Below are 25,966 nucleotides of genomic sequence, written 5' to 3' on the forward strand. Positions count from 1 at the left end.
ACATCACTACACAAGGGCGAAACCTATGGCTGAGCAAGGGGCACCTCAAACCTCTCTGACCTTTCGGAACCGGATTATCGATAAGAAGCAGCTCAAAAAGCTGATCTCCTGGTCGTTTACCCACTACGGCACCGCCCGCACGTCTCAGATGGCCGATCGCATCAAAGACTTGGGCTTTAAGTACGCCACCCGGGCTGGGGTTTCCATCAGCGTGGAAGATCTCCAGGTACCCCAGGAGAAAAAGGGCATGCTAGCCGCTGCCGAAGAGGACATTCGCATTACCGAAGAGCGGTATACGCGGGGCGAAATCACTGAAGTAGAGCGTCTCACTAAGGTAATCGACACCTGGAACGACACCAGCGAAGAGCTGAAAGACCAGGTGGTGAAGAACTTTAAGGAAAACAATCCTCTCAACTCGGTGTACATGATGGCCTTCTCGGGAGCCCGAGGAAACATCTCCCAAGTGCGCCAGTTGGTGGGCATGCGGGGTCTGATGGCGAACCCTCAAGGGGAAATCATCGACCTGCCCATTAAGACCAACTTTCGCGAGGGGCTGACCGTTACCGAGTACGTGATCTCCTCCTACGGGGCCCGTAAGGGTCTGGTGGATACGGCGCTGCGAACCGCTGACTCAGGCTATCTCACCCGCCGTCTGGTGGACGTTTCTCAGGATGTGATCATTCGGGAGCACGACTGCGGTACGACCCGCGGCATTCCCCTGCGCAGCATGACTGACGGTGAGCGGGTGCTGATTCCTTTGGAGAACCGTCTGCTGGGCCGGGTGGTTGCCGAAGATGTGCCGCATCCCAAAACCGGCGAGGTGCTGTTGGAGAAAGACCATCCTGTGTCTCCAGAGACGGCAGAAATGCTAGCTGAGGCTGGAGTCGAAGGTGTGGTGGTGCGATCGCCCCTCACCTGCGAAGCCACCCGCTCTGTGTGCCGCCTCTGCTACGGCTGGAGCCTAGCCCACTCTGAAATGGTTGACCTCGGCGAAGCAGTTGGCATCATTGCCGCCCAGTCCATCGGTGAGCCTGGTACCCAGATGACCATGCGTACCTTCCACACCGGCGGTACCTTTACCGGCGAAGTGGCTCCCCGCATCCGGGCCAGCAAGGATGGCACCGTAAAACTGCCTAAAAACCTGAAGACTCGTGCCTTCCGCACTCGCTACGGCGAAGATGCGTTGATGATTGAGTCAAACGCTGACGTGGTGATTGAGGGCAGCGGTAAGAATAAATCTGAATCGCTGCCCCAGGGCACAATTCTGTTTGTCGATGACGGTGAAACCGTACAAAAGGATCAGCTTTTGGCTGAGCTGCCCTCGGCGGGGCGCACGCGCAAGGTGACCGAGAAGGCTACCAAAGACGTGACCTCTGACCTAGCTGGGGAAGTGAAATTCGCCGGCCTAGTGCAGGAAGAAAAGACCGACCGTCAGGGCAACACCACTCGCTTAGCCCAGCGGGGCGGTTTGCTATGGGTGCTAGCCGGTGACGTCTACAACCTGCCCCCTAGTGCAGAGCCGGTGGTGCGCAACGGCGACTACGTCAACGCCGATGACACCCTAGCCGAAACCAAACTCACCACTGAACGGGGTGGTTTGGTCCGTTTGCCCGAAGCCGACGACGAAAAAGGCACTCGCGAGGTTGAAATCATCACCGCCTCCGTCATGCTTGACCAAGCCCATGTACGCAAGGAACAGGGTCAGGGTCGGGAGCACTACTTCATTGAGACCGCCCATGGGCAGCGGTTTTCTCTGATTGCCACGCCGGGGGCCAAGGTCACCAGTGGTCAGGTGATTGCTGAACTCGAAGACGATCGCTTCCACACCCAAACCGGCGGCATCGTCAAGTTTGCCGGGGTCGATGTAGCTAAAAAAGGTAAGGGAAAGCAGGGCTACGAAGTCGTGCAGGGCGGTACGCTGCTGTGGATTCCTGAGGAGGCCCACGAGGTCAACAAAGACATTTCTCTGCTGATGGTAGAAGACGGCCAGTACCTGGAAGCGGGCACCGAGGTCGTTAAAGATATCTTCTGCCAAAACAGCGGTGTGGTCGAAGTTACTCAAAAGAACGACATTCTGCGCGAGATCTTGGTCAAACCCGGCGACATTCACATGGTGGATGCCCCCGAGGATGTGATGGATCGCGATGGCACTCTAGTTAACGCTGGGGAAGAGGTGATGCCAGGTCTGGTGGCTGATGCCCTGCGCTACATCGAGTATGTCGAAACCCCTGACGGCCCCGCCCTGCTGCTGCGCCCGGTGGAAGAGTACGTGGTGCCCAACGAGCCCGCTGTACCTAGCCAGGACAGCGCCGCCGATGCCGCCGGTTCAATCAAACTGCGCGCCATCCAGCGGATTCCTTTTAAGGATGGAGAGCGGGTGAAGTCGGTGGTTGGTGTTGAGCTGTTGCGCACTCAGCTGGTGCTCGACATCGAAGACGAATCACCCCACGTCGTGGCCGATATTGAGCTGGTCCCCGACGACAGCGATGCTGACCTGATGCGCCTGCAAATGGTGGTGCTCGAAACCCAAGTGATTCGCCGTGATGTAGTGGCTGACCAAACCCAGGGCAGCACCGTCACTCGTCTGCTGGTGGAAGATGGTCAGCAGATTGAGCCGGGCGCGGTCGTGGCCCGCACCGAGATTCGCTGTAAAGAGGCGGGTGAGGTGCGCGGTATTCGCGAAGGGCAAGAGGCTGTTCGCCGCGTGCTAGTTGTGCGGGAGTCCGATCGTATGAAGGTCGATCTCCAGGGCAAACAACCAACGGTGAAGGTGGGCGATCTAGTGGTGGCCGATACTGAATTGGCTCCTGGTCTAACCCATGAAGAGTCGGGTCAAGTCACCGCCATCGACGATGGCCAAATTGCTCTACGGCTGGCTCGTCCCTACCGGGTATCTACCGGTGCCGTACTACACATTGAAGACGGTGACCTGGTACAGCGGGGTGACAATCTCGTGTTGCTGGTGTTTGAGCGGGCTAAAACCGGCGACATCATCCAGGGTCTACCCCGGATTGAGGAACTGCTGGAGGCCCGCAAACCTAAGGAGGCCTGTGTGCTGTCTGAGCGCCCCGGCAATGCCCAGGTTGTCTATAGCGATGACGAGACTGTAGAGGTCAAAATCATCGAAGACGATGGTGTGGTGACGGAATACCCCATTAGTCCGGGCCAAAACGTGATTGTCTCTGACGGCCAGCGGGTAAGCACCGCTGAGCACCTCACCGACGGCCCCGCCAACCCCCACCAGATTCTGGAGGTGTTCTTCAAGTACAACCTCAGCCTAGGCATGGGCATCCACGATGCGGCACTCGGAGCTTTGCAGGAAGTGCAGTCGTTCTTGGTAAACGAGGTGCAGTCGGTGTACCAGTCCCAGGGCATCGACATTTCTGACAAGCACACCGAGGTGATTGTGCGGCAGATGTCGTCGAAGTGCCGAATTGACGACGGCGGTGATACTACCATGCTGCCTGGTGAGCTAGTGGAAATCTATCAGGTGGAGCAGGTCAATGAGGCTATGGCGATCACGGGCGGTGCTCCGGCGGAATACACGCCGGTGCTGCTAGGGATCACGAAAGCTTCGCTGAACACTGATAGCTTCATCTCCGCCGCTAGCTTCCAAGAAACCACCCGGGTGCTAACGGAAGCGGCGATCGAAGGCAAATCGGACTGGTTGCGCGGCTTGAAGGAGAACGTCATCATCGGTCGTTTGATTCCGGCAGGAACGGGCTATAACGCCTATGAGGAGTCTCCGGCTCCGGAACTTGACCCGGCCTATGAGTCGGCCATTTTGGACGACGACATGGTGCTCCAAGACGTGGTGCTAGATGATTTCACCGCCCGCAGCTATGACCTTGAGGGCAACCTCAGCATGCTTAATGACGATGAGATGATCGGCGGTATGTCGTTGGAAGATGGCACTCCGCGCGGCAACGGTGACTTTCCCGGACTGGGGAATGGCATTGGCATCGATGGTATCGACGATGATCTCTTGATCGACGACCAAACCGAAGCCCTCTAAACGATTTACCTCAAACACCCCAGCTAACTTAGGTTAGCTGGGGTGTTTTTTATTGGTTCGGTCGTAGGTAAATGGCGGTGACGTCAGGACAGCGCGATCGCCCCTGTCTACTGCCATTTTTCTCAGTCGCTGCTGTTTTCTACGTAGCGTTTCTACCTTGGGGCTTAAACTGTTTACAAGAGGGAGGTAGCGCAGGTGGTTGCGGATTGGCGATCGCCAATCTGAGGAAAGTCCGGGCTCCCGAAAGACCAGACTTGCTGGGTAACGCCCAGTGCGGGCAACCGTGAGGAGAGTGCCACAGAAACATACCGCCGATGGCTTCGGAATTTTCGAGGCACAGGTAAGGGTGCAAGGGTGCGGTAAGAGCGCACCAGCAGCATCGAGAGGTGCTGGCTCGGTAAACCCCGGTCGGGTGCAAGGTCGAGGGGCAAGGTTGGTCTTTTTCCAGCCCCGCTGTTACGTACCGCAAGAGGCGTTTGGCAACAAGCGTCCCAGATAGATAACTGCCCCCCTGGCAACAGGGGAACAGAACCCGGCTTATGTCTACCTCCTTCCCTCAATCTTCTCCCTACTGATGATTTGTTGACTGTGACCGATCTCCCCCCATCTCGGCAGCGCCAGCTGGAGCAGTGGGTGCAAAAGTTTGCCCTACCCACCGCTAATGCTACTAACTGGGTGCGCCTCAACCAGGCTTTGACCCACAAATCGGTAGACGCGGCCAATAACTATGAACAGCTTGAGCTGCTGGGAGATGCGGTGCTGCGATTAGCGGCGACGGAGTGTTTGCAAGAAAATTTTCCCAACGCTTCGGTGGGCGAATTGTCGGCAGTGCGCTCAGTGCTGATTAGCGATCGCACCCTCGCCCAGCTGGCCCAAGAGCTAGATCTAGCTCCCTACCTTACTATTGCCTCTGGAATGAAGGTCGGCCCCACTCACCTAGCCGATGCCTTAGAGGCAGTGGTGGCCGTGCTCTATTTAGAAACCCGTGCTTTAGGGCCAGTGCACACCTGGCTAGACGACTCGCTGCTCCGGCTGACGGCTGCCGTGCGCCAAGACCCAGCCCGACAAAACTACAAAGTAGCCCTGCAAGAACTCACCCAGGCTCACAGCAAAACCCTTCCCCAGTACCGCACCGTAGAACAGCAGCCGGTGGATGGCGACCCCCAACGCTATGCATCCACCGTATGGTTTCGGGAAACCTGTTGGGGAAGCGGTCACGGCCCCACCAAAAAACAGGCTGAACAGGCCGCCGCCGCTGCCGCCTACGATCGCCTTCGCCAAACCCTCACCCATGAGTCCTCATCCTCAGCCACTTAACCTCGCTATTTTTGGTCTGGGCCGCTGGGGCAACCACCTGTTGCGTAACTTTTTGGCCCTACCCACAGCGCGAGTGGTGGCAATAGTTGATCCTGACCGGCAGCGGTTAGAAGAGTTGCGCGATCGCTTTGCCCTAGCCGACACCGTGGCCTGCTACGACGACTGGCCCCAGGCCATGGCCCACCCAGGTTTAGAGGCCGTAGTGATTGCCACCCCGGCCAGCACCCACTACCCCATGATTCAGGCGGCACTCAAAGCCGGCCTACATGTGCTGAGCGAAAAGCCCCTCACCTTAGACAGCAACCGCAGTGCTACTCTTTGCCAGCTAGCCACTACCCAACAGCGGCAGCTCATGGTCGATCACACCTATCTGTTTCACCCAGCGGTGCAGCGGGGTCGTGAGCTGTGCCAGCAAATTGGCCCCCTTCGCTACGGCTATGCTACCCGCACCAATCTGGGGCCAGTGCGCTCCGATGCTGATGTGTTTTGGGATCTGGCCATCCACGACATTTCCATTTTGAATTATTGGCTGGGGCAGAGCCCCTTGGCCGTCGCCGCTTGGGGGCCAGTGTGGCTGCAAACCGAGACGGAGGCCAAGCTAAGAGATGCGGGCTGGCTCCGGCTAACGTATCCCAACCCGATTGGGTCTACCCCACTAGAGGTCATGGTTCATGTGAGCTGGGCCAACTCCGACCGGCAGCGGCGGCTAGCTCTGGTGGGCGATCGCGGCACTCTAGTCTTCGATGAGAGCCCCCAAGCCCACCCTTTGACCCTATATTCTGGGCACTTTCAGCCCCAGGAGCCCCCGTTTGTCCCCAGTAGTCTCAAGGCCGAGACTGTGGCGATCGCTCCCCTAGAGCCGCTGCAACAGATGTGCGCCCACTTTCTAGACTGCGTTGCCAACAATAGGCCCTCACCAATATCGGCGGGACCTATGGCCACTGAACTGGTGAGGCTTATGGAAGCGATCGCGATCGCCGCCGAAACAGGCCAGCAAGTAGATATCTAAATCAAAGTTTACGGACTTAGCTCCTGCTCCCTCCTGCGGAACTATTTCATTTGACTGAATTGTGGTGGTTTCTTGCGCAGACTGGGCAAGCTACCCCCGTGGGCCGATGCCTGCTCTCGTTGTAGTTTGAGAAATTTGTTTTAGTTGCTTCACTACATCGCAGCTTCATGAACTCAGAATAAGTTTGCTTTGCCAATTCAATTTAGCGGGCTATACCTGAAACAGCTCATCGCCTTCTTGTCAGGGCAAGGGTTTAAGTTCCTGGCCGTCAGCCGTCAAAACCCCTCACATACACAAGACCTATGTACTATTCATACTGGCTCACAGCAGCATCCGTTCTAGGCCTTTGCGTTCTTCCAGGTCAAGCTCTAGCAGCCCCCCAAGACCTAGAAACAACCCCTCAAACCATGGCTGACGCCCTTGCTGTCGAACAGCGTGACCAAGACAGCCTCAACCGCGTAGCTAATCAATTGGATCAGCGCGTAGGTCGCCAAGAAAGCAGTGGTATCACTGATCTAGCTGAGTCTTTAAATTTACCCATACTCAATGACCTAGTAGATGAATCTGGAGAGGTAACCTTACCCCTAGGTCTCACTGTTTACGATGCCATGGGTACGACCTCCGTCGGCTTTGGCTCTAAGTTTTAGTTTGCGCCCAGGGCAGCTTATGCCTAGGGCAAGACCCTGACTTGTCGCCCCAGCCCGGTATACTACCAAGGAAAGAAATTGGAACACCGGGCCTTGGGCGTCGATCTTCGTAGCTACGTTTATATTGACAATCTTCAACCCCAGCATGCGGCCTACATGGGTACCGTTTCGCTGGGGTTTTTGCCGCTGCCCGGGGACGCCTCACTGTGGATAGAAATCTCCCCTGGCATTGAAATCAACCGCATCCTGGATATCGGCCTCAAAGCCGCCGTGGTCCGGCCTGGCACCCTTATCGTAGAACGTCTCTACGGTCTGCTTGAAATCCACGCTAGCAACCAGGGCGAAGTGCATGCCGCTGGTGGGGCTATGCTCGATGCCCTAGGGCTCACCTACCGAGAGCGGCTCAAACCCCGAATTATCTCCAGTCAGGTAATTCGCAACCTTGACCCTCACCATGTTCAGCTAATCAACCGCAGCCGCCGTGGCAACATGATTGTGGCTGGTCAAACCCTCTATGTGTTTGAAGTAGAACCTGCGGCCTACGCCTCTTTGGCCGCCAACGAGGCCGAAAAAGCAGCGCTGATCAACATTCTCCAGATTAGCTCAGTAGGTAGCTTTGGTCGCCTTTACCTTGGCGGCGAAGAACGCGATATTCTAGCTGCCCAGAGAGCTGTTATAGCCGCTATGGAAGCTGTGCCTGGGCGAGTCCAGAGCAGTAGTCAGCGTCACGAGTAAGTTTTCTCTAAGCTCAATGGGGCTAACCCCTGCTGACATAAGTGGAAATGGTTGGTCTGTTGTTTAAGTCGCCACCCCTTTAGGTAGGTCAACCTCTCGACGCGTCTTCGGGATTTGCCCAGCAGTTTGCCTCAACTCAAACCTACTCCATTGACCGGCAGCCCCTTGCTTCGCCTCCCTGACGATATAGGTCTATAGGAGAAAGGGTGCGATCGCGATCGCTCCATCCTCACACTTTACTTAGTTGCCGCCATTCACCAAATTTTTGAAATCAGGAAAAAGTCAGCAGACATTGTTCTGCCCTGTTAGCCTCAGTTCTGCGTGCAGCCTACGTTTCAATGTATAAATTAGCAATCTTACTGCTGTTTTCTTAGCTATCCCAAACAGGCGCTATTGGTCAGCGTGAGGGGAAATGACATCTTTTTTGTTTTTTTGGGGAACGAAACAACTCTGTCGGAGGAGGGATAGTTGCCTCCTGGTACCGTGTTACAACTCTTCAGGTCTGGTTAAGCTATGTAACGCTGTTAGCCAGACATTTGTAACACTTGTTAGGACGTAACTTTGTATGACTCCGAACACTCTTCGCATCGCCCTAGGCCTAATGCTTTTTGGTGCCGCTCCTGCTGCTATCACTGCGTTTCCTCAGCAGGCTATCTCTGACACCTACAAGCCCCAAGCTGAGCAGCCTGCCGCTGTGGAAGAACCCACTGACGCTGCGCAGCCGGGCGCTATGGAAGAAGCCGCTGATGCCGAGAAGCCCAGCGCCGTGGAAGAGCCTACCGACGCTGAGCAGCCCAGCGCCATGGAAGAGCCTACTGACGCTGAGCAGCCTGCCGCTGCGGAAGAGCCCACTGATGCTGAGCAGCCTACTGCTGCGGAAGAACCCACCGATGCTGAGCAGCCTACTGCTAGCACCGAGCAATCAATTGCTGAAATTGCCGCTGGCAACGAAGACTTTGAGATTCTGACCGCTGCGATTGAGGCCGCCGGTCTAACTGAGGCCCTGAGCAGCAACGATTTGTCTATTACTGTGTTTGCCCCCACTGACGAAGCTTTTGAAGCCTTACCTGAGGGGACTTTGGAGGAGCTCCTGCTGCCTGAAAATCGCGACCAGCTAGCGCAGCTGCTGACCTATCACGTGGTAGACGGCGAAGTTCGCTCCACGGATTTGACTTCTGGCGAAGTGGATACTTTGACCGGTGCCCCTGTAACAGTGACGGTGGGTGAAGAGTCTGTCACCGTCAACGAAGCCAACGTGGTAACGGCTGATATTGAAGCCAGCAATGGCGTCATCCACGTCATTGACACGGTGCTGCTGCCGATGTAGTTGACGCGCTACTTTGACGCGTGAAATGCTGCGGCAATAACCATTGTTTGCCGCATTGCAACACAGAGGCTTAATCAACGGAAGCAGTCGCCCTTACGTAAGGGCGACTGCTTGCCGTTGAAGGCAATTGCTGAGTTTTACAGCAGCCCTGTGTGGCAGCAGTGGCCCTTGAAGGGCGATCGCACGCTGATATCAGTTTGTTGAAGTATCATCAGCAATAAGCGCTACCCCTTTAACCATGGTTGAAGAGGTAGAGTTCAGAGCTCCCGGTACTGCGTTATTCAATGTAGGTGCACCGGGCTTTTGGGGGCATACTTGTTTTAACGATGAGCTAATCGCAGTGACTGTCAAAGCATGAAGGATTCAACCCCAGGCGATCAGAAGCAGCTTCTGCTAATTGATGATGACCCAAACCTGATCTTGTTAGTCAAGGACTATCTTGAGTTCCGTGGCTATGAGGTGAAGACGGCGGGCAACGGTCGAGAAGCCCTGGATATGCTGGAAAACACCACCCCAGACATGATCATCTGCGACGTGATGATGCCCGAGATGGATGGCCACGCCTTTGTGCGCCACGTGCGAGAAAATCCATCCACCGAGTGGATTCCAATTTTGTTTCTCTCCGCCAAAGGCCAAAGCCAAGATCGCGTGAAGGGGCTCAACACCGGGGCCGACGTCTACATGGTCAAGCCCTTCGAGCCTGAGGAGCTAGTCGCGCAGGTAGAGTCTTCTCTCAAACAGGCCTCTCGGCTGATCAAGCAGCAAATCAAGGGTGGTGGCAGCCCGGCGATTCAAGTTCCCTTTGATGTGGAGTTGACACCCACCGAACTGCGGGTGGTGCAGTTTGTAGCCCGAGGCATGGCCAACCGCGAGATTGCTAACGAGCTTCAGGTCAGCCAGCGCACCATTGAGAGCCACGTCAGCAACATGCTGGGCAAAACCGGCCTCAACAACCGCACAGAGCTAGCCCGTTGGGCCATAGAGAACAATAAGGCCTAGAAAAGGGTTCAAGGTACAGGGTGTGAGGTTGAAGGAATTGCCTCGACCTTAAACCATGAACCCTAAACCCTCCTTTGAACCTGGCACAATCAGGGTAGTGACCTAATCGCATGCCCTGATTTATGACAACTGCTCCCCTCAGCTGGTCGGCCCTGGAAGAAATGGCCGATTTTTCTGTTGATTATGTCAATGGCCCTACCAATGCCCAGTCTCGGCTACGCCTGTTTGGCCAGCCTGAGTCGGCGGTGCGGGTCACCCTCTACCGCGACAACCACGCCTGGTGCCCCTACTGCCAAAAAGTATGGCTGTGGCTGGAAGAGAAGCAGGTGCCCTACCGCATCGAAAAAGTCACCATGTTTTGCTACGGCGAAAAGGAAACCTGGTACAAGCGCAAGGTACCTTCGGGAATGCTGCCTGCTCTGGAGTTAGACGGGCGGATGGTTACCGAAAGCGATGACATTTTGCTAGCGCTGGAGCAGGCTTTTGGGCCGTTGCAGTGGGGGATGAAAGACCCAGCGGTGGTGCCCCTGCGGCAGCTAGAGCGATTACTGTTTCGGGCTTGGTGCATGTGGCTGTGTCAACCAGCGCGATCGCCGGCAGCAGACCAGCGCGCGGGCGAGCAGTTTGTTGGAGTAGTGCAACGGGTAGAGCAGGCGCTGTCTACCCATCCCGGCCCCTTCTTTTTGCCAGAGTTTAGCACTGGCGACGTAGTGTTTGTGCCCTACGTGGAGCGCATGAACGCCAGCCTCTACTACTACAAAGGCTACTCACTGCGCGAGGAGAACCCTCGCCTTAAGGATTGGTTTGATGGGTTGGAGAGCCGCTCAACTTATCGCGGTACCCAGAGCGACTTTCACACTCACGTGCACGATCTGCCGCCGCAGATGGGGGGCTGCTACGAGAATGACTCGCCTCAGACCCGGCGCAACCAGGCCCAGGTCGATCTCGGCCCCTGGTTTGGCTTGCCCGATGTGGCCTACCCAGAGCCAGAAACCTCCCGTGTTGAGGCCCTAACTCGCGTAGTGAAGCATCGAGACAACGTGATTAAGGTGAATCCTGCCGCGAATGATGTGATTGATCTGGCCCTGCGCTGTGCGTTGACTTATCTGATGACGGGAGAACCCTGCGAGCCTCCTGCTGGGGCTGAGCTGGGGCTGCGGTACCTGCGCGATCGCATCAACGTCCCCCGAGACATGTCTATCTATGCCGCCAAGCGCCTGCGGGAAGCTCTAGAAGCCACCGCTGCCCTAGTGGGGGAAGCTCAGCCCGACCCGCTACCGACTCGCCACCGCCGTGACCAAGACCCAGTGAATTTTGCTGCCTAGGTGAGGAGTATTGGCCAAAGCACCTAGTCCCTTCTGGGCAACCATCAAGCCCTGATATGCAATGCAAAAGGGACTGGGTGCCTGACTCCGGCTAGATGCCGTGACTTTTGCCGATTACCCAATGGCGGCGGAAGAAGCGGGCTAGGCTAGTCTCGCTTAGCGTTAGGCAAATGGGCCGGCCGTGGGGGCAGGTGCGGGGGTTGCGGGTTTGCTGCCAGTCGTCGAGCAGGGTTTGTAGGGTGGCGAGATCGAGTGGCGTGCCGTTGCGAATGGCGGTGCGGCAGGCGATCGCCACTTGAGCCGTATCTAGATTGCCGCCGAGGCTAAGTTCGAGCAGGGCATCGGGCAGGTCATCGCGATCGCGCAAGGGAGCTGGCGCAGCTCGTATAGCCCAGCGATTTGGGCCAAACTCCTCGGGGCTCAGGCCCAGCCTTTGAAGCTGTTCTAGCTGCTTTTCAGTTAGCCCTTCCAGCACGACGGGTGTGGCTAACGGTACCAGTTGCCACTGGGCTTGCAGGCGCTCGTAGAGAACGCGCTCGTGGGCAATGTGCTGTTCGATTAGGCAAAGGCCGTCGGTCTGTTCGGCCAAAATGTAGCGGTTGTGAACCTGGGCGATCGCCCGCAAACTTCCCGGACGCTCGCGATAGGGCAACTCATCGGATAATTCTGCAACGCCGTAGGTGCTACTCGGCTCTGCCGTCTTGAGCAGTTGGGTAACGCGCTGCTGGTTCGCATCAATCAGGGTTTCGGTATGCTGCCCTAAAAGCGTAGCCACGTGGCTTTGGCAGAGGGCAGTCCAGTCTTCGAGCCGGTGCAGGTAAAGGGTCGATTTGTCGGGGCGGCGGTTCCAGTCGATGTCGCTGGGGGGAACGGTGAGGTGCACAAAAGCCAGGGGATAGCGGTGGCGGAGCAGGGTGTGGCGAAAAGCATTCACAATAGCTTGCTCTAGCTCGGGAACCGTTACAACCCGCCCATTGACCGCGACCTTAACCCAGTCGGGGCGGGGGCGATGGCAGCGATCGGGCAGACCAATCAGACCATAGATACCAGCCTTAAAAGCAAGCTGATCTAAGGGACTACCCTCGTCCTCGGCCCAGGGGGCAGCCTGCCAGCCGTCTTGCAAATCGCTTTCGCTGACGGCCCGGAGCAGTTGAGGAACGAGGCCCCTAGCGGTAGGGCTGGGGGTGAAGGCCAGCCAGGGACGATCGCTCAGCTGCACCGTCCAAGTCACCGTTGGATGAGCTAAGGCACAGTGGCGAATGATGTTTTGCACCTGGCTAAGCTGGCGAGCCATGGTTGGCAATCGCTCCCGACGAGCGGGCCAGGCCCCAAAAAGATCGGTAACTGTCACCACAGTGCCTTGGGCGAGGGCGGCTGGGACTGTCCCTAGTGGTTCTCCTTGGGCTGAATAGGTGACGCGCCAGCCCGACTCTGCACCGGGGGCACGACTGCAAATCTCTAACTGAGCGACCTGAGCCAGGCTGTGCAAAGCTTCGCCGCGAAACCCTAGACTGTTGACCTGCCACAGATCAGCCTGGGTGCGAATCTTGCTAGTGCTGTGGGGGATGGCGGCCTGGTGCAAATTCTCCAGCGCCATAGCAGTGCCGTTGTCGGCCACCTGCACCCGGCCCTGGTCGGGCCAGAGGGCAAGGGTAATATGTGTGGCCTGAGCATCGAGAGCGTTTTCAATCAGCTCGCGCACGACCGCCGCCAAAGAGTCGATGACTTCTCCAGCTGCGATACTGTGAATGACATCTCCAGGCAACAGCTGGATGCGGCGGGGCACTAGATTAGAAACGCTGTCGGCAGGGATAGGGAGGGGGCTCCGAGGCAACTGATCCTATGCTACTGCGCAGGTTAAGCACTGGAACAAAAGATCTAGTGCCGGTCTTAACCCAGGGCCAAATTGCGATTGCTTAACGCTGGTGGGCAGTGCCTGTACTGCAGTATATCAAGGCTTTTGGCAATTTTTGGAGGCTGGTATCAGCACCATTTCACTCAGGGCTCGAAAGCTAACTCAAGGAAGTCCATTGAAAATTTCAATTGATATGGGTCAAGGAATAGGCTACTTTGTCTACTATTTTCAATAAAAGTTTGCGCACTCTATTAAGGTTTGTTACATTGCAGGGGAACGCCTTCTCCCAGGATCCTCCTCACCATGAAACGCTTTTTTGGCTTGCTGCCTAAGCCTTCGCCTCTGCGGCCCAAGTCTCGTGTCTATGATCTTAAGGAGCGGCTGGATTGGGGCGAACCGGCGCTCACCATCATTGATGTCCGCGATCGCGCCGACTTTAACGAGAGCCATATTACCGGCGCAATTTCAATGCCCGCCGACTCGCTGCTAGCCACAGCTGCTAGCTGCTTCGAGGTCAGTCGCGATCTCTATATTTATAGCAACACCGATGATGAAGCCGCCGCTGTGGCCGAGCAGCTGCGGGAGGCAGGCTTCTCTAAAGTCGCCATTGTGCGAGGCGGGGTTGCTGCATGGAAGGCGGCGGGCTTTCCGATCGAGATGGTGACGGTGGAAGTGGCCTAAACTCACATAAACTGGCGAAGTTAAAGCTGTGCATAGATATGGATCAGGCGGGGGCAGTTAACTCGATCAGCGATTTGTTGACGCCGAACAGGTCGCATCGAGTGGTTACTTACAGCCGAGCCTACACCTTGGTGCCCACCTATGAGTGCTTCAACCGCTGCACCTACTGCAACTTTCGAGCTGACCCCGGTCAGTCACCCTGGCTGAGTTTAGAGCATGTGGCTCAACAGCTGCCCATTCTGCGCTATCAGGGGGTGTGCGAGGTGCTGGTGCTCAGCGGTGAGGTGGCTCCCCATAGCCCTCGCCGCGAAGAATGGTTTCGTCACATCTACCAAATCTGTGCGCTGGCCCTGGAGGCTGGGCTGCTGCCCCACACCAACGCTGGCCCCCTGAGCCGCGATGAAATGGCGCAGCTGCGGCAGGTCAATGTGTCGATGGGCCTCATGGTCGAGCAGGTAACGCCGCAGTTGCTCGACACCGTTCACCGCCATGCCCCTAGCAAACGTCCTGAAGTGCGGCTGCAACAGCTGGCTTGGGCTGGAGAGCTAGGGATTCCCTTTACCACTGGGCTACTGCTGGGGCTGGGGGAGAGTGAGGCTGATTGGGTAGATTCGCTACGAGCGATCGCCACTATTCAAACTCGCTATGGCCACATTCAAGAGGTCATTTTGCAACCCCACAGCCCTGGGCAGCAGCAGCTTCAGCCGGGGATGGCGCTCGATGAAGCCGCGCTAGTGAGAGCCGTGCATCTGGCAAGGGAATGCCTGCCCCCGGAAGTCGCCATTCAGATTCCGCCCAATTTGGTCAGTCACAAAGGACTGCTAGATTGTTTGGCCGCAGGGGCGAGGGACCTGGGCGGCATTAGCCCGGTGGATGAGGTGAACCCCGACTACGACCACCCCACGCCAGAATCGCTAGAGGATGCGATCGCCCCCTCCGGCTGGCAACTTCAGCCCCGCCTGCCCATCTATCCCCAGTACGATACTTGGCTACCCGATCCGCTGCAGTCTTTAGTAAAAGCTTGGCGCAACTCACTCAACAATCTTTGAACTCACCCACCCATCCACCCATCCACCCCAACAGGGTAAAATCCTCACAGGTTAACTGAGGTTCCCCCATGGCTGCTCCCCAAACCTGTCCTGTATGCGGCGTCAAAATTATGGTGGGTATGGTGGGGGGCGATCGCGTGCTCTTCTCGGCTGGGCCACCGGGCACCCGCGCTCGGCTCTACGCGCGAGTCTGCCGCTATGTCGAAAAGGCTGGCTGCATCAACAAGGACGGCGGCGGCCAGACAGCAAACCCCAACGACTACTACAAGCCCAATGCACCGCGATAGCCAAATCTTGGATTAGGGAGTTCATTAAATCTAGGATTTGTAGGTTGGGCCTACTACCTAGCCAGGGACAGTCGAGATGGCTATCCCGCGTGATTGAATCATCAATTTCCCTAGTCCTGAGGCTTTGCCAACTGCGCCTTGGCCCGCTGCCACAGCGCTTCTAGCTCGTCAATAGAATGCTCACCTAATGGCTTGTCTGCCACCGCCTCCACCAGCTCAAAGCGTTTGATAAATCGGCGGTTGGTGCTCTGCAACGCTTCGGAAGGGTCGAGGTCGTACCAGCGGGCCAGATTAACCAGGGTAAACAGCAGATCGCCCAGCTCCGCCTGCTGATTTTCCTTAGGCTCATGGGCCAGGGCCTGGCGAAATTCGTCCAGCTCTTCGTGGAATTTATCCCAAACGTCGTCAACTGTTTCCCACTCGAACCCGGCCTTAGCTGCTTTGACGGAGATTTTGCTGGCGGCCATCAGCGGCGGCAGAGTGCGACTATATTTGGTCAGCTTGGGTGACAGCTTGTGGGGGTCGTGGGGAATGCCTTTTTCTTCGGCTTTGATGCGGTCCCAGTTTTGGCTGACTTCTTCCGGGGTTTCGCCCGTCGCATCGCCAAAGATGTGGGGATGGCGGCGCACCAGCTTGTCGGCGATGCCGGTGGCGACGGTGCCCAGGTCAAAGTCGCCGTTGTCGCTGGCCACTTGGGCCTGAAGCACCACCTGGAGCAGTAGGTCGCCAAGTTCTTCGGCGATCGCATCCTTGTCCCCCACCTGAATGGCATCAACCACCTCGTAGGCTTCTTCAATCACGTAGGGGATCAGGCTGGTGGGGGTTTGGGCTAAGTCCCACGGGCAGCCGGTTTCGGGATGGCGGAGCTGGGCGATGACATCAATTAGCCGCTCTAGGGCGACGAGAATGGCGGTGCGAGGGGTAGCAGAGATGCCCTGGGGATTGCCGGACGAGGAGGGCGCAGAAACCATAGCAAAACCGCGTTGACGACAACCCTCATAGCATGGCAGCAAATTGCAGCGGCGGGTATATCAACTACTACTGTGCACTTGCTCTCTTGTGTACGCTTACGTCGTGGATGAAAGTTGCAGTGGGTTGAAGCGAGTTTTAGCGCAACAGTCGTAATGCAGCGCATGACGGCATGGCTTGTATCAATAACAGTGGCACTGTGCATTAAACCGGTAAGGGTGTAACGGGTGATTATTCGAAGTTGCCCTATGGCAGAAGCATTGTGTATTGAATAGATAAGGGTGCAGCGGACGACTATTCGAAGTTACTCTATGACAGAAGCATTGTGTATTGACAACTTAAAAGATTGCGCGATCGCGGCAGCATTGTCGCGCCCCAACTTGAGATGTTGCCGCCTCACAATCAAATGTTGAGCGGTCGCATTAATACATTGCGGCCTCACACTAAAGCATGCAGCCGCACCACTAATGCGTTGCGGTACAGCATCAAAGGTGTCAGCAATAACAGAGGCGCGGGCGGTAACTCAGGTAACAGTGAGAGACGCTGCACAACCACAATATGAGCGGCAACTGTCTCAGCAGGTAGCGATTTTGACTTGATTTAGAGGTTTGAATAGAGTACTTTACTGAGCTAAGGCTGTGTGCGTGCAGCTTTGCTTCCCAAAAATTTGGTCAAGCGCCGCTGGAAGGTGTTGGAGCACCAACCAGCGGCTAACCTCGTCGACAGGTACTGCTGTCTCGGAGGCTAAGGTGATTTTACCTGGCCGTCTCGAACTGCACATGTCTGGGGCGGCCAAGTTTTTGGGATTCCTTACCCATCGTTAGAAAAGGAATCCCTGAATTATGTTGTGTTTGCCATATTTGGTGTCGTCGGCCCGTCGGGGCGAGGCGACCAGTCCGCTGTTGCTAGCGAATCCTGAAGCGCAGCCGGAGCGCGAGCGATTGCGCCATCTGGTAATTGGTTCACCTGAGGGGGTGCGAGCCACCATCAACCAGCTGCATGTGCTGCACTATGCCGACCAGATAACTTGGAGCCAGCAGATTGCAATACCGCGATCGGGGATTTTGATTACCCCAGAGCAAGGGGAGGTGTTTAGTCTGCTGAGGCGCGATCGGCCGTCAGCTTAGAACTCTAAGACCGTCGGGTGGGCGTGGGGTTAGTTTTGGCACGGTCGTGTCAAGCCTCAACTAGATGTGTCCACCCGACAGTTCATCGCTGCTGCACATTAGCGATATATAGACGACAAATATAAGAGTTCGACAACCTGATGCGGGAATGCTTACATGAGCCCAAGGAAAAATAACACTAAGTGCAGCGGTGGCAAGCTATGGAAAACAATTCCTTTCAGTATCATGAATTGCAACAAGATGTTGGCAATCTGATCAGTTTGTTTTCCAAAGAGCCTAGCCTTCGAAACCAACATAACCTTACAGTTATTCAGGAGTCTTTAAGAAAGGTTATTTCACCCACCTTCGAGATTGTTTTTTCAGGTGCTTTTAGCGCTGGAAAATCAATGTTGATTAATGCGCTTATAGGTAGAAAGTTACTCTACAGTTCAGAAGGGCATGCCACAGGAACCGAGTGTAGAATTGCCTATGCTGAGCCAGGCCAAGAAAAAGTGGTTTTGACCTTTTTAAGTGAAGCAGAAATTGTAGATCAGGTAAACGTCGGCAGCAACCGTTTAGGAATCAAAATTACGAGTCCAAACTTTGATAATGCAGCTCGTGAGTTTGTGAGACAGAATTGCCAAAAAATTATTGATGAAGAGAAGGGAGAGCATCGTTCAGAGAGAGCAAAGCAAGCAAATGCATTGTCTCTATTGATTCAGGGTTACGAGAAAAATCGTGAATTCATTAATTCTCGTGATAATGCAATATATTCCATGGAGAAGTTTAATTTCTCTACGTTGCAGGAAGCAGCTAATTATGCTCGTCGAGGTTCAAATAGCGCTGTTTTAAAGCGGATAGAATATTTTTGTTGTGATCCATTGCTCAAAGATGGAAATATTTTAATTGACACCCCTGGCATTGATGCCCCTGTGCGTCAGGATGCAGAACTCACTTACAAAAAAATCAAACATCCTGACACATCTGCTATCGTCTGTGTCTTGAAAACCGCTGAAACCGGCGAGCTTACTGCTGAAGAAACGGAACTTCTGGAGACGATACAGAATAATCCTGGGATTCGAGACAGAGTATTTTATATATTTAACCGGGTTGATAAGACATGGTACAACCCACAGCTCCGCAAGCGCTTAGAAAGCTGCATAAAGACACAGTTTAAGGATAGTTCAAGGGTTTTCCAAACAAGTGGTCTTTTAGGGTTTTATAGTCGATTAATTCAAGAAACCAGCGCAGGTGACAGGTTTGGTCTGGACAGTATATTTCTTGAAGAGAGCCAAGGAGTAAATGATATTGAAGAGACACCCCTTTTCGTAACTGAGTTCAACAACTACTGCGGCAATTCCGGAAAGTTATTTGATAGCCCTTTCAAATTGGAAATTAGGGGCTATGAATCACCCAACCAAAACTACGTTAGAGTACTCAGTGAGCATGGTCAGCCACTCATCCAAAAGATGATTAAGGATAGTGGACTAGATATTTTTCGCGATTCAATCATAAACTATTTGATCCATGAGAAACGGCCTCAACTGATAAGCACACTTATCAATGACTTATATCCTATCTGTACATCGCTAAGAGATTTTTATCTTCATCAACACAAGATATTAGTTCAACAGCCTCAAACAGCAGAAGAAATAAAGTCTCAGAAAATCAAACAGCTCGCAGCAGATCTCAAAAACGTTGGTGACCGATTTAAATCTGCCATAGAAGATGAAGTCAATGAGATAGCAGCAAGCAACTATAACGAGGAGTTTGAGCGCGATTTCCTTAAGCTAAAAGCTCAAATGGTGACTCGACTAGATGAGCTAATCCATACTTTTAGTGTTGAAACTGTTTATCAGAAAGCTCAAGCAAGCCATCGAAGAAACTCAGTTGTTCCTTTATTAGGAATATTGGCTGAAGCATTCTACTATTTAGCGAATGGCTTAGAGGAAGTACTTGTCAATAGCTCGCAAGAGCTTGTGCAAAGATACTTTCAAAGGTTTATTAACCAGGTCAAAGATGCAGATTACTATCGAGACATCTATCACTTGCTTGGAAATGATGCGGGTATCGAAGAAAGGCTAAACCAAGCTCAGAAATTAATTTGTGAGGCAATTACTAACGAGGCGCATACTGAGTGCGATCGCTATGTTCGAGAACGCCCTGAATTTTACAAAGAAGGTTCTCCTTCAATTTGGCAGCTTTGTCAAACCCTTCAACAAGCGTGTCAAGGTTATGACTATAACACAATGATTGATGCTGAACCAGCTATTCGACAACTGCTCAAGCTTGATTTTGAGCAAAAGGTGAGAGAAACCGTACTCAGAACATATCGTCAAACTATTAATCAAACATTGAATATTCATCTGCTAAAAATAGCAGACGAACAAAGAACCGCCATTTTGCAGCAATATGATCACGCACGCGAGTATCTTGCACAAACTCTAGAGAAAGAAGCTGTCAAGAAAGCAGAGGCTAACCAAATGAGGAAACGTGAGCTTGAGAAAGATATTGACGTTTTTAATTCCGTTATCAATAGAGTTAATGCATTTCTTGAGAGCATACAGTTAGATCGAGACAAGCTGCCCAATATCAACCAACGCGATTTAGAGGCTATTCTATTAGAATCATAATAAATCTATTTACTAAAAACCCCAGCCGTAAAAACAGAAGCTTTTTCTCTAAGCAAAATGAATGTTTTCTAGCCGAATGTTGATAAATGTAGAGAGGCAAGCATGAATATCGATCACTCTGGCATTGGGAAAGACGATGTTTTCGAGATTTTTCTCAAAAAGAAAGAACTTGAATCTACAGGCAAGATTTACAGGCTTGAGCAAGTTTTGCAAGCCTTATAAATTTTAAGTTCAAGTCTTTCAAACAACCTTCACAGTTCTTTTATTCAAAGTCATGGAATAGATCTGAAAGCCAATAATATTCTCAATGACGGAATAGTTTGCAAAGTACCAGGTCCAGAGTCTTCTGGATGGAAGGCTGGAAAATTGGAGATTCGAATTCAGCTAAATTTTATTCCAGATACTCCTCAAGAGCTTGAAGGTGTTAGCCAACAGGAGAATGGTAGTGAATCTGATTTAGACGAACTAAGAAGGGTTGTATAGAAGTAGTAAGCAGGGCTCAATTATGGAAAATGGAAAGATTATGTTGGCTAATGAAGAAGTAGTCTTACTAGATACTACCGAAAGTGCTTTGAGAAGTATCTACGGCTTACCAAGAACCTTTAGGATTGATGACCTTAAAACGAAATTTGATCGAAACTCGAGAACCTCGATTTTTGATTGGGTAGAGGTAGAGGTCATGCGTGTAGGCAAAGGTAAGTGGCAAAAAGGAAAGATGAGAATTGAGTGTGTTTTCGTGCTTAACGAAGATGAAGAAAATATACAAAATCCTGAAGATAACCCTTTAGACGAACTGAGAACAAGGATCAGTGAGTTTGACGAACAAAATAAATGACTCGTACAAAGCGAATTTCTATACCAAGATCAGTTAGAGAATATGTTCTAAATAGGGATAACCATCAATGTAAGTCTTGTGGCAAAAAGAGTTCAGAAGTCAAGTTGCAGATCGATCACATTCTCCCTCTTGCGAAAGGAGGCGTTAACGACATTAGCAACTTACAAACCCTTTGCAAAGGCTGTAATCAAAAGAAAAGTGCCAAGATCGATAATCGTTTTCGGCGAGACTACACCTTATAACTATCCCCAGAGCAAGTCTATTGCTGGGATTGACATACCAGGTATGGAGCTTCAGTGCTGTGCGATGTTGCCGTGACATATACACAGACCAGTTCCCTATGTCATCAGATCTTACTAAACCGCCGTAGTGCAGGGCGGGCAACTCCATATAAGATAGCCATGGCCAGAGCGTTATCGTTCTATTCAGAACCGCAGGCTTTGGTGCATCGAGTAAATCGTCCGCTCAGGACGACTGTTAAACGAATCGTCTAACGAAAGTAGGGAATTGCCCATGGGTCGCGCAGAGAAAGTTGTCCTAGCCTATTCCGGTGGCGTCGATACCACCGTCTGTATTCCCTACCTGATGAACGAGTGGGGCGTAAAAGAGGTGATTACCCTAGCGGCAGACCTAGGCCAGGGCGACGAGCTAGAACCGATTCGCGTCAAAGCGCTGAATGCCGGGGTGAAAGAATCCCTAGTCGCCGACCTGACCGAAGAATTTATCACCGACTACGCCTTTCCAGCCATCCAGGCCAACGCGCTGTACGAAAACCGCTACCCCCTCTCCACCGCCCTGGCTCGTCCACTAATTGCTAAGGCCCTGGTAGAGGCCGCCGATCGCTATGGGGCTGATGCTGTCGCCCACGGCTGCACCGGTAAGGGCAACGATCAGGTGCGTTTCGATGTGGCGATCGCCGCCCTCAACCCCGGCCTCAAGGTGCTGGCCCCCGCCCGCGAGTGGGGTATGGGCCGCGAAGAGACCATTGCCTACGGCGAAAAAATGGGCCTCGCCTTCCCAGTGAAAAAATCCAGCCCCTATTCTATTGACCGCAACCTGCTGGGCCGCAGCATCGAAGCCGGGCCGCTCGAAAACCCCATGACCGAGCCCCTAGAAGAAGTGTTTTTGATGACCGAGGCGATCGAAAACACCCCCAATGAACCGGAATATATCGACATCGGCTTTACCAAGGGGCTGCCCACCAGCCTCAACGGTGAAGCCCTCGGCCCAGTAGAGCTGATTACGCAGCTGAATGAAATTGCTGGTCGCCATGGCGTGGGCCGCATCGACATGATCGAAAACCGCCTGGTGGGCATCAAGTCTCGCGAAATTTACGAAGCCCCCGCCCTGCTGGTGCTGATCGACGCCCACCGCGACCTGGAGAGCCTCACCCTCACCGCCGATGTCACCCAGTACAAGCGCGGCATTGAAGAAACCTACAGCCGCCTGGTCTACAACGGCCTCTGGTATAGCCCCCTCAAGCTGGCCCTGGATGCCTTCATTCAGCAGACCCAGGAGCGGGTCAGCGGCACCGTGCGGGTGAAGCTGTTTAAAGGCACCAACCGGGTAGTGGGTCGCGAGTCTAACCTCGCCCTCTACAGCGATGCCCTGGCCACCTACAGCTCCGACGACACGTTTGACCACAAGGCTGCCGAGGGCTTTATCTACGTGTGGGGCCTGCCCACCCGCGTCTGGTCTGAGAAAATGCGCGGTTAGCGCCTAGGAGTAGATGGCGATGGCTCAAAGCCCCTCTCCCAAGATTGGGAGAGGGGTTTGGGGAGAGGGTAAATTCGCTGCCAACTGTTTTGTTTTCGATATTTCGATCTAGTGAGGTTGGCTAGAGCACTAGCGGCACCTAGCAGGTGGACTTTGTTGGGTTACACTGCGTTTCACCCAACCTACTCGCGTCCAATCTATGGTGTTTCCGGTTTATTTGGGGGTGGGGGCGTTTAAGCTCCACCCCCATTTTGTGTTTGAGGTAGTGGCCTACGGGGTCGCCATGGGGCTGCTGCGTCGCAATGTCAGCCGTGACGCTATCCCATTGAACCAGCGCAGCTCGGTGGTGGTGGGTGGGCTGATCGGCGCGCTGGTGGGGGCAAAGCTGCTGGTGCTGCTCCAGCATATAGATTTGTTGGGGAGCGACTGGCGATCGTGGCTGCTGCTGGGCTTGCAGGGCAAAACGGTTGTAGGGGCACTGTTAGGCGGGCTAATCGGCGTCGAGCTAACCAAAAAGTGGATTGGCCTGACGCGATCGACCGGCGATGCCTTTGTGTTTCCGCTGTTGGCGGGGACGGCGATCGGGCGGGTGGGGTGCTTTTTGACCGGGCTGAGCGATCGCACCTACGGCACCGTCACGGCCCTACCCTGGGGCATCGACTTTGGCGATGGCCTACCCCGCCACCCCACCCAGCTCTACGAAATTGGCTTCTTGATTGCCTTGGGCATGTTTCTAGCCTGGTATCGCAAAAGCGATCCTCCCAGCGGCAAACTGTTTCAGCTCTATCTGGTCGGCTACCTCGGTTTTCGCTTTGTTGTTGATTTTCTTAAACCCGACTTTCAGCCGCTCTTGGGGCTAAGCTTTATTCAACTCGCCTGCCTGCTGGGAGTGGCCTACGGGCTATATCAGCTTTTGCGGCAGGAGGTCACAGTTTCGTAGCAGCGTCCCCATGCCCACCCGCCCCTACCTGTTCTACGCCCTCACCAACAGCCTGTGCTCCCGCTGCCTAGGCAAAGTCGAGGCCAAAATCGTCTTTCAAGACGGGGGCGTGTATCTGATCAAGCACTGCCCCACCCACGGGCGCGAAGAAGTCCTAATTGCCGACGACGAAGAATATTACCGGCAAACCCAGGCGTTCATCAAACCGGGGGACATGCCCCTCAAGTTCAACACTCCCATCCGCTACGGCTGCCCCTACGACTGTGGCCTCTGCCCCGATCACGAGCAGCACAGCTGCCTGACGCTGATCGAACTGACCGATCGCTGCAACCTGAGCTGTCCCATCTGCTATGCCGACTCCGGTGTCGAGGAGCACAATGCTGCCCAGCAGCCCCGCCGCCACCGCTCCCTGGCCGAGATCGAGCGCATGTTAGATGCAGTCGTCGCTAACGAGGGTAGCCCCCAGGTGGTGCAGCTCAGCGGCGGCGAACCTACCCTGCATCCTGACTTTTTTAAAGTGCTGGAGCTAGTCAAGGCCCGACCGATTCAGCATTTGATGATCAACACCAACGGGCTGCGGATTGCTCAGGACGCAGCGTTCTGCGATCGCCTCGCCCAGTACAAAACTGGCACCGAAATCTATCTCCAGTTCGACAGCTTTGAGGAAAAAGCCCTGCGCGAACTGCGAGGGGCCGACCTACGCGCCACACGGCAGCAGGCGATCGATCGCCTCAACGACCTCAACCTCTCGACCACTCTGGTCGTCACCCTCAAGAAAGGGCTCAACGACCACGAAATCGGCAAAATCATCGACTACGCTCTGGCCCAGCGCTGTGTGCGAGGCGTGACATTTCAGCCCATTCAGGCGGCGGGGCGGCTAGAGGGGTTTGAGGCGGGGCGCGATCGCTATACCCTTACTGAGGTGCGCCGCGCCATTCTTGACCAGAGCCCACATTTCAAACCGCAGGATATTCTGCCAGTGCCCTGCCACCCCGACTCACTAGCGATGGCCTATGCTCTCAAGATCAAGGGCAAAGTAATTCCGCTAACGGGCATGTTCTCAACGCCAACATTTGTGGACATGATGCCCAACTCGGTGCTCTACGAGCAAGACCCTCAGCTCAAGCAAAAAATCTTCGAGCTGTTTTCTACCAGCCACTCCCCGCAGTCATCTGCCAATGCGCTGAAGCAACTGCTCTGTTGCCTGCCCCAGGTAACTGTGCCCAGCGGCATTACTTACGAGAATATTTTTCGCATTATGATTGTGCAGTTTCTCGATGCCTTCAACTTCGATGTGCGATCGGTGAAGCGATCGTGCATCCACATCGTGCACTCCGATGGCCGCATTATTCCCTTCGACACCTACAACCTGTTTTATCGAGAGGGCAGTACCGGAGCCGCTAAACTGGCCAAAGTTCAGTCTGCTACCTCAACCCCATGACCAACCCTACCGATCCCACACCCCCAAACAACCCCACGCCCCAAAACGAACTTTTGGAAATCATTAAAGGCATGCTGCTGCTGTTGGGCTGCCATGCCATAGCCGGGGCACTGATATTTCTTTTAGGTTTGTTGGTAGCCGTGATTGGCATCGGCGACTATGCGTTTGTCATTCCCTGGTTTATCGGAGCAGCGGGGTTCTTATTCTGGCAGCTGCTCTACGTGATTCCGTTAGTGATCACTCTCCGGCGGCGAGGGCACCCCGACATGGCTAAGGGGGTAATCATCGCCGCTACGCTGACTGCCTTAGTAAACGGGGCTTGCTTTGTCTCTATGTATGGCTTTGTTTAGAATTTGTGGACAGAGCTATTACAGGGAACCACTACTCATCTACCCGCTGATTCACTCCCCACAATAGGCAATCAGATCAATCTCAACATCTCCATAGCCTGCCAATGCCGTGACCCCCACGGTTGTGCGACTGGGCTGGGGAGCATCGCCAAAGTAAGATTGGTAGATGGCGTTCACCGTTTCGTAATAGCGAAAGTCGGTGACAAATACTCTAGCCATGACTACTTTGTTAAAACCGCTGCCCGCGTGGTCGAGCACTAGGGCCAAATTATCCATTACCCGCCGTGTCTGGTCTTCAATCGAGCCTTTGACAACTTCGCCTGTAGCTGGATCTTCCGCTAGCTGGCCAGTGACAAACAGAAAGTCTCCCGCTCGCACGGCGTGGGAATAAGGAGCTACCGGAGGCAGCAGGTTATTGGGCAGGGTCATAAACTCCAGCATCGGGGTAGTTCTCGATAACAACAGCCCTAAAGTTTAGACCAACCTGTGATCGCAGCGTGATCGATTCCACGCTTTCGCTAAAACAAAGAGCGCCCCCCTTGCGAGGAGCGCTCTTGTGCTAGTCAATCAGTGGGGTAGTCGTCGAGGACTAGCCGATGATTTCAGGCGCCTTAGCGGTAGCGAGGTCGAGGGGGAAGTTGTGAGCATTGCGCTCGTGCATCACTTCCATACCCAGGTTCGCCCGGTTGATGACGTCAGCCCAGGTGCCAATCACGCGACCCTGAGAATC

The 25,966-nt window shown here is 54.2% G+C and carries 23 protein-coding genes, 1 other RNA gene and 1 pseudogene; 21 read left to right on the forward strand and 4 right to left on the reverse strand.

All coding sequences use genetic code 11. The features are described from left to right. Positions 1–25 precede the first annotated feature (25 nt). The 9 genes from NC979_RS16920 (at position 26) to NC979_RS16960 (ending at position 11,374) form a co-directional block, all read left to right on the forward strand. Positions 26–4,015, forward strand: a complete 3,990-nt coding sequence (locus NC979_RS16920) for a DNA-directed RNA polymerase subunit beta' (protein WP_190517725.1) — start codon at positions 26–28, stop codon at positions 4,013–4,015. A 182-nt stretch (positions 4,016–4,197) separates the two neighbouring features. Beyond that, positions 4,198–4,570, forward strand: an RNA gene (rnpB, locus tag NC979_RS16925) — RNase P RNA component class A. 33 nt (positions 4,571–4,603) lie between these two features. Then, positions 4,604–5,332: a ribonuclease III gene (gene rnc, locus NC979_RS16930; protein WP_347403915.1), complete on the forward strand. Its 729-nt coding sequence runs from the start codon at positions 4,604–4,606 to the stop codon at positions 5,330–5,332. Further along, positions 5,307–6,341 carry a Gfo/Idh/MocA family protein gene (locus NC979_RS16935; protein ID WP_190517727.1) on the forward strand — a complete coding sequence of 345 codons (1,035 nt, stop codon included), beginning with the start codon at positions 5,307–5,309 and terminating at the stop codon, positions 6,339–6,341. Before rnc ends, NC979_RS16935 begins: the two co-directional genes overlap by 26 nt. 407 nt (positions 6,342–6,748) lie before the next feature. Further along, positions 6,749–6,988 carry a hypothetical protein gene (locus NC979_RS16940; protein ID WP_190517730.1) on the forward strand — a complete coding sequence of 80 codons (240 nt, stop codon included), beginning with the start codon at positions 6,749–6,751 and terminating at the stop codon, positions 6,986–6,988. Positions 6,989–7,081: 93 nt separating this feature from the next. Next, complete coding sequence (gene ccmP, locus NC979_RS16945) at positions 7,082–7,723, forward strand: beta-carboxysome protein CcmP (RefSeq protein ID WP_190517814.1); 642 nt, start codon at positions 7,082–7,084, stop codon at positions 7,721–7,723. 565 nt (positions 7,724–8,288) lie between these two features. Then, complete coding sequence (locus NC979_RS16950; RefSeq protein WP_190517732.1) at positions 8,289–9,050, forward strand: fasciclin domain-containing protein; 762 nt, start codon at positions 8,289–8,291, stop codon at positions 9,048–9,050. 354 nt (positions 9,051–9,404) lie between these two features. Then, entirely contained in the window at positions 9,405–10,049 is a 645-nt protein-coding gene (locus tag NC979_RS16955; protein WP_190517735.1) for a response regulator transcription factor, read from the forward strand. A 122-nt stretch (positions 10,050–10,171) separates the two neighbouring features. Further along, complete coding sequence (locus tag NC979_RS16960) at positions 10,172–11,374, forward strand: glutathione S-transferase family protein (RefSeq protein ID WP_190517737.1); 1,203 nt, start codon at positions 10,172–10,174, stop codon at positions 11,372–11,374. Positions 11,375–11,465: 91 nt separating this feature from the next. Here the strand turns inward: NC979_RS16960 and mutL are convergent, their stop codons facing one another. Continuing rightward, a complete protein-coding gene (gene mutL, locus NC979_RS16965) occupies positions 11,466–13,208 on the reverse strand; it encodes a DNA mismatch repair endonuclease MutL (protein WP_242023952.1) in 1,743 nt (580 codons plus the stop codon). A 324-nt stretch (positions 13,209–13,532) separates the two neighbouring features. Here mutL and NC979_RS16970 point away from each other — a divergent pair, with 324 nt between their 5' ends. The 3 genes from NC979_RS16970 to nblD all read left to right on the forward strand — a co-directional run bounded on the left by NC979_RS16970 (position 13,533) and on the right by nblD (position 15,246). Continuing rightward, on the forward strand, positions 13,533–13,910 hold the full coding sequence (locus NC979_RS16970; protein ID WP_190517739.1) for a rhodanese-like domain-containing protein: 378 nt from the start codon (positions 13,533–13,535) through the stop codon (positions 13,908–13,910). A gap of 101 nt (positions 13,911–14,011) precedes the next feature. Beyond that, entirely contained in the window at positions 14,012–14,959 is a 948-nt protein-coding gene (gene cofG / locus NC979_RS16975; protein WP_431191074.1) for a 7,8-didemethyl-8-hydroxy-5-deazariboflavin synthase subunit CofG, read from the forward strand. 68 nt (positions 14,960–15,027) lie between these two features. Next, entirely contained in the window at positions 15,028–15,246 is a 219-nt protein-coding gene (nblD, locus tag NC979_RS16980) for an NblD family protein (protein WP_190517744.1), read from the forward strand. A gap of 110 nt (positions 15,247–15,356) precedes the next feature. On the opposite strand, the gene mazG is transcribed toward nblD, so the two are convergent. Continuing rightward, a complete protein-coding gene (mazG, locus tag NC979_RS16985) occupies positions 15,357–16,217 on the reverse strand; it encodes a nucleoside triphosphate pyrophosphohydrolase (protein WP_190517747.1) in 861 nt (286 codons plus the stop codon). Between the two features lie 840 nt (positions 16,218–17,057). On the opposite strand from mazG, the gene NC979_RS16990 reads away from it, so the two are divergent. The 9 genes from NC979_RS16990 (at position 17,058) to NC979_RS17025 (ending at position 25,236) form a co-directional block, all read left to right on the forward strand. Continuing rightward, entirely contained in the window at positions 17,058–17,342 is a 285-nt protein-coding gene (locus NC979_RS16990) for a hypothetical protein (protein WP_190517750.1), read from the forward strand. A gap of 200 nt (positions 17,343–17,542) precedes the next feature. Continuing rightward, complete coding sequence (locus NC979_RS16995) at positions 17,543–19,954, forward strand: dynamin family protein (protein ID WP_190517752.1); 2,412 nt, start codon at positions 17,543–17,545, stop codon at positions 19,952–19,954. 222 nt (positions 19,955–20,176) lie between these two features. Continuing rightward, positions 20,177–20,437 (forward strand): KGK domain-containing protein, encoded by a 261-nt coding sequence (locus NC979_RS25395; RefSeq protein ID WP_190517819.1) that lies wholly within the window; start codon positions 20,177–20,179, stop codon positions 20,435–20,437. 22 nt (positions 20,438–20,459) lie between these two features. Further along, on the forward strand, positions 20,460–20,789 hold the full coding sequence (locus NC979_RS17000; RefSeq protein ID WP_190517754.1) for a KGK domain-containing protein: 330 nt from the start codon (positions 20,460–20,462) through the stop codon (positions 20,787–20,789). Beyond that, positions 20,786–21,031, forward strand: a complete 246-nt coding sequence (locus NC979_RS17005; RefSeq protein ID WP_190517756.1) for an HNH endonuclease — start codon at positions 20,786–20,788, stop codon at positions 21,029–21,031. The genes NC979_RS17000 and NC979_RS17005 overlap by 4 nt, the downstream gene beginning before the upstream one ends. 271 nt (positions 21,032–21,302) lie before the next feature. Then, complete coding sequence (locus tag NC979_RS17010; protein ID WP_190517759.1) at positions 21,303–22,505, forward strand: argininosuccinate synthase; 1,203 nt, start codon at positions 21,303–21,305, stop codon at positions 22,503–22,505. A 199-nt stretch (positions 22,506–22,704) separates the two neighbouring features. Continuing rightward, complete coding sequence (locus NC979_RS17015; RefSeq protein ID WP_190517761.1) at positions 22,705–23,445, forward strand: prolipoprotein diacylglyceryl transferase; 741 nt, start codon at positions 22,705–22,707, stop codon at positions 23,443–23,445. Between the two features lie 10 nt (positions 23,446–23,455). Then, positions 23,456–24,886, forward strand: a complete 1,431-nt coding sequence (locus tag NC979_RS17020; protein WP_190517763.1) for a radical SAM protein — start codon at positions 23,456–23,458, stop codon at positions 24,884–24,886. Beyond that, positions 24,883–25,236, forward strand: a complete 354-nt coding sequence (locus NC979_RS17025) for a hypothetical protein (protein ID WP_190517766.1) — start codon at positions 24,883–24,885, stop codon at positions 25,234–25,236. The genes NC979_RS17020 and NC979_RS17025 overlap by 4 nt, the downstream gene beginning before the upstream one ends. A 51-nt stretch (positions 25,237–25,287) precedes the next feature. Here NC979_RS17025 and NC979_RS17030 read toward each other — a convergent pair whose 3' ends face one another. Beyond that, the gene (locus NC979_RS17030; RefSeq protein WP_190517768.1) at positions 25,288–25,677 is read right to left on the reverse strand and encodes a RidA family protein; all 390 of its coding nucleotides are present in this window, start codon (positions 25,675–25,677) and stop codon (positions 25,288–25,290) included. A gap of 148 nt (positions 25,678–25,825) precedes the next feature. After that, positions 25,826–25,966, reverse strand: a pseudogene (locus tag NC979_RS17035) (photosystem II q(b) protein); the annotation flags it as partial.

Origin of the sequence: Leptolyngbya subtilissima AS-A7, from assembly GCF_039962255.1 — a bacterium.
Classification (GTDB): domain Bacteria; phylum Cyanobacteriota; class Cyanobacteriia; order Phormidesmidales; family Phormidesmidaceae; genus Nodosilinea.

What these genes read in the sequence shown, in the direction of transcription:
- NC979_RS16920 (WP_190517725.1), top strand. Translation starts at nt 26, where the DNA reads ATGGCTGAGCAAGGGGCACCTCAAACCTCTCTGACCTTTCGGAACCGG.
- NC979_RS16935 (WP_190517727.1), top strand. Translation starts at nt 5,307, where the DNA reads ATGAGTCCTCATCCTCAGCCACTTAACCTCGCTATTTTTGGTCTGGGC.
- NC979_RS16940 (WP_190517730.1), top strand. Translation starts at nt 6,749, where the DNA reads ATGGCTGACGCCCTTGCTGTCGAACAGCGTGACCAAGACAGCCTCAAC.
- NC979_RS16950 (WP_190517732.1), top strand. Translation starts at nt 8,289, where the DNA reads ATGACTCCGAACACTCTTCGCATCGCCCTAGGCCTAATGCTTTTTGGT.
- NC979_RS16955 (WP_190517735.1), top strand. Translation starts at nt 9,405, where the DNA reads ATGAAGGATTCAACCCCAGGCGATCAGAAGCAGCTTCTGCTAATTGAT.
- NC979_RS16960 (WP_190517737.1), top strand. Translation starts at nt 10,172, where the DNA reads ATGACAACTGCTCCCCTCAGCTGGTCGGCCCTGGAAGAAATGGCCGAT.
- NC979_RS16970 (WP_190517739.1), top strand. Translation starts at nt 13,533, where the DNA reads ATGAAACGCTTTTTTGGCTTGCTGCCTAAGCCTTCGCCTCTGCGGCCC.
- nblD (WP_190517744.1), top strand. Translation starts at nt 15,028, where the DNA reads ATGGCTGCTCCCCAAACCTGTCCTGTATGCGGCGTCAAAATTATGGTG.
- mazG (WP_190517747.1), bottom strand. Translation starts at nt 16,217, where the DNA reads ATGGTTTCTGCGCCCTCCTCGTCCGGCAATCCCCAGGGCATCTCTGCT.
- NC979_RS16990 (WP_190517750.1), top strand. Translation starts at nt 17,058, where the DNA reads ATGTTGTGTTTGCCATATTTGGTGTCGTCGGCCCGTCGGGGCGAGGCG.
- NC979_RS16995 (WP_190517752.1), top strand. Translation starts at nt 17,543, where the DNA reads ATGGAAAACAATTCCTTTCAGTATCATGAATTGCAACAAGATGTTGGC.
- NC979_RS17000 (WP_190517754.1), top strand. Translation starts at nt 20,460, where the DNA reads ATGGAAAATGGAAAGATTATGTTGGCTAATGAAGAAGTAGTCTTACTA.
- NC979_RS17005 (WP_190517756.1), top strand. Translation starts at nt 20,786, where the DNA reads ATGACTCGTACAAAGCGAATTTCTATACCAAGATCAGTTAGAGAATAT.
- NC979_RS17010 (WP_190517759.1), top strand. Translation starts at nt 21,303, where the DNA reads ATGGGTCGCGCAGAGAAAGTTGTCCTAGCCTATTCCGGTGGCGTCGAT.
- NC979_RS17015 (WP_190517761.1), top strand. Translation starts at nt 22,705, where the DNA reads ATGGTGTTTCCGGTTTATTTGGGGGTGGGGGCGTTTAAGCTCCACCCC.
- NC979_RS17020 (WP_190517763.1), top strand. Translation starts at nt 23,456, where the DNA reads ATGCCCACCCGCCCCTACCTGTTCTACGCCCTCACCAACAGCCTGTGC.
- NC979_RS17025 (WP_190517766.1), top strand. Translation starts at nt 24,883, where the DNA reads ATGACCAACCCTACCGATCCCACACCCCCAAACAACCCCACGCCCCAA.
- NC979_RS17030 (WP_190517768.1), bottom strand. Translation starts at nt 25,677, where the DNA reads ATGCTGGAGTTTATGACCCTGCCCAATAACCTGCTGCCTCCGGTAGCT.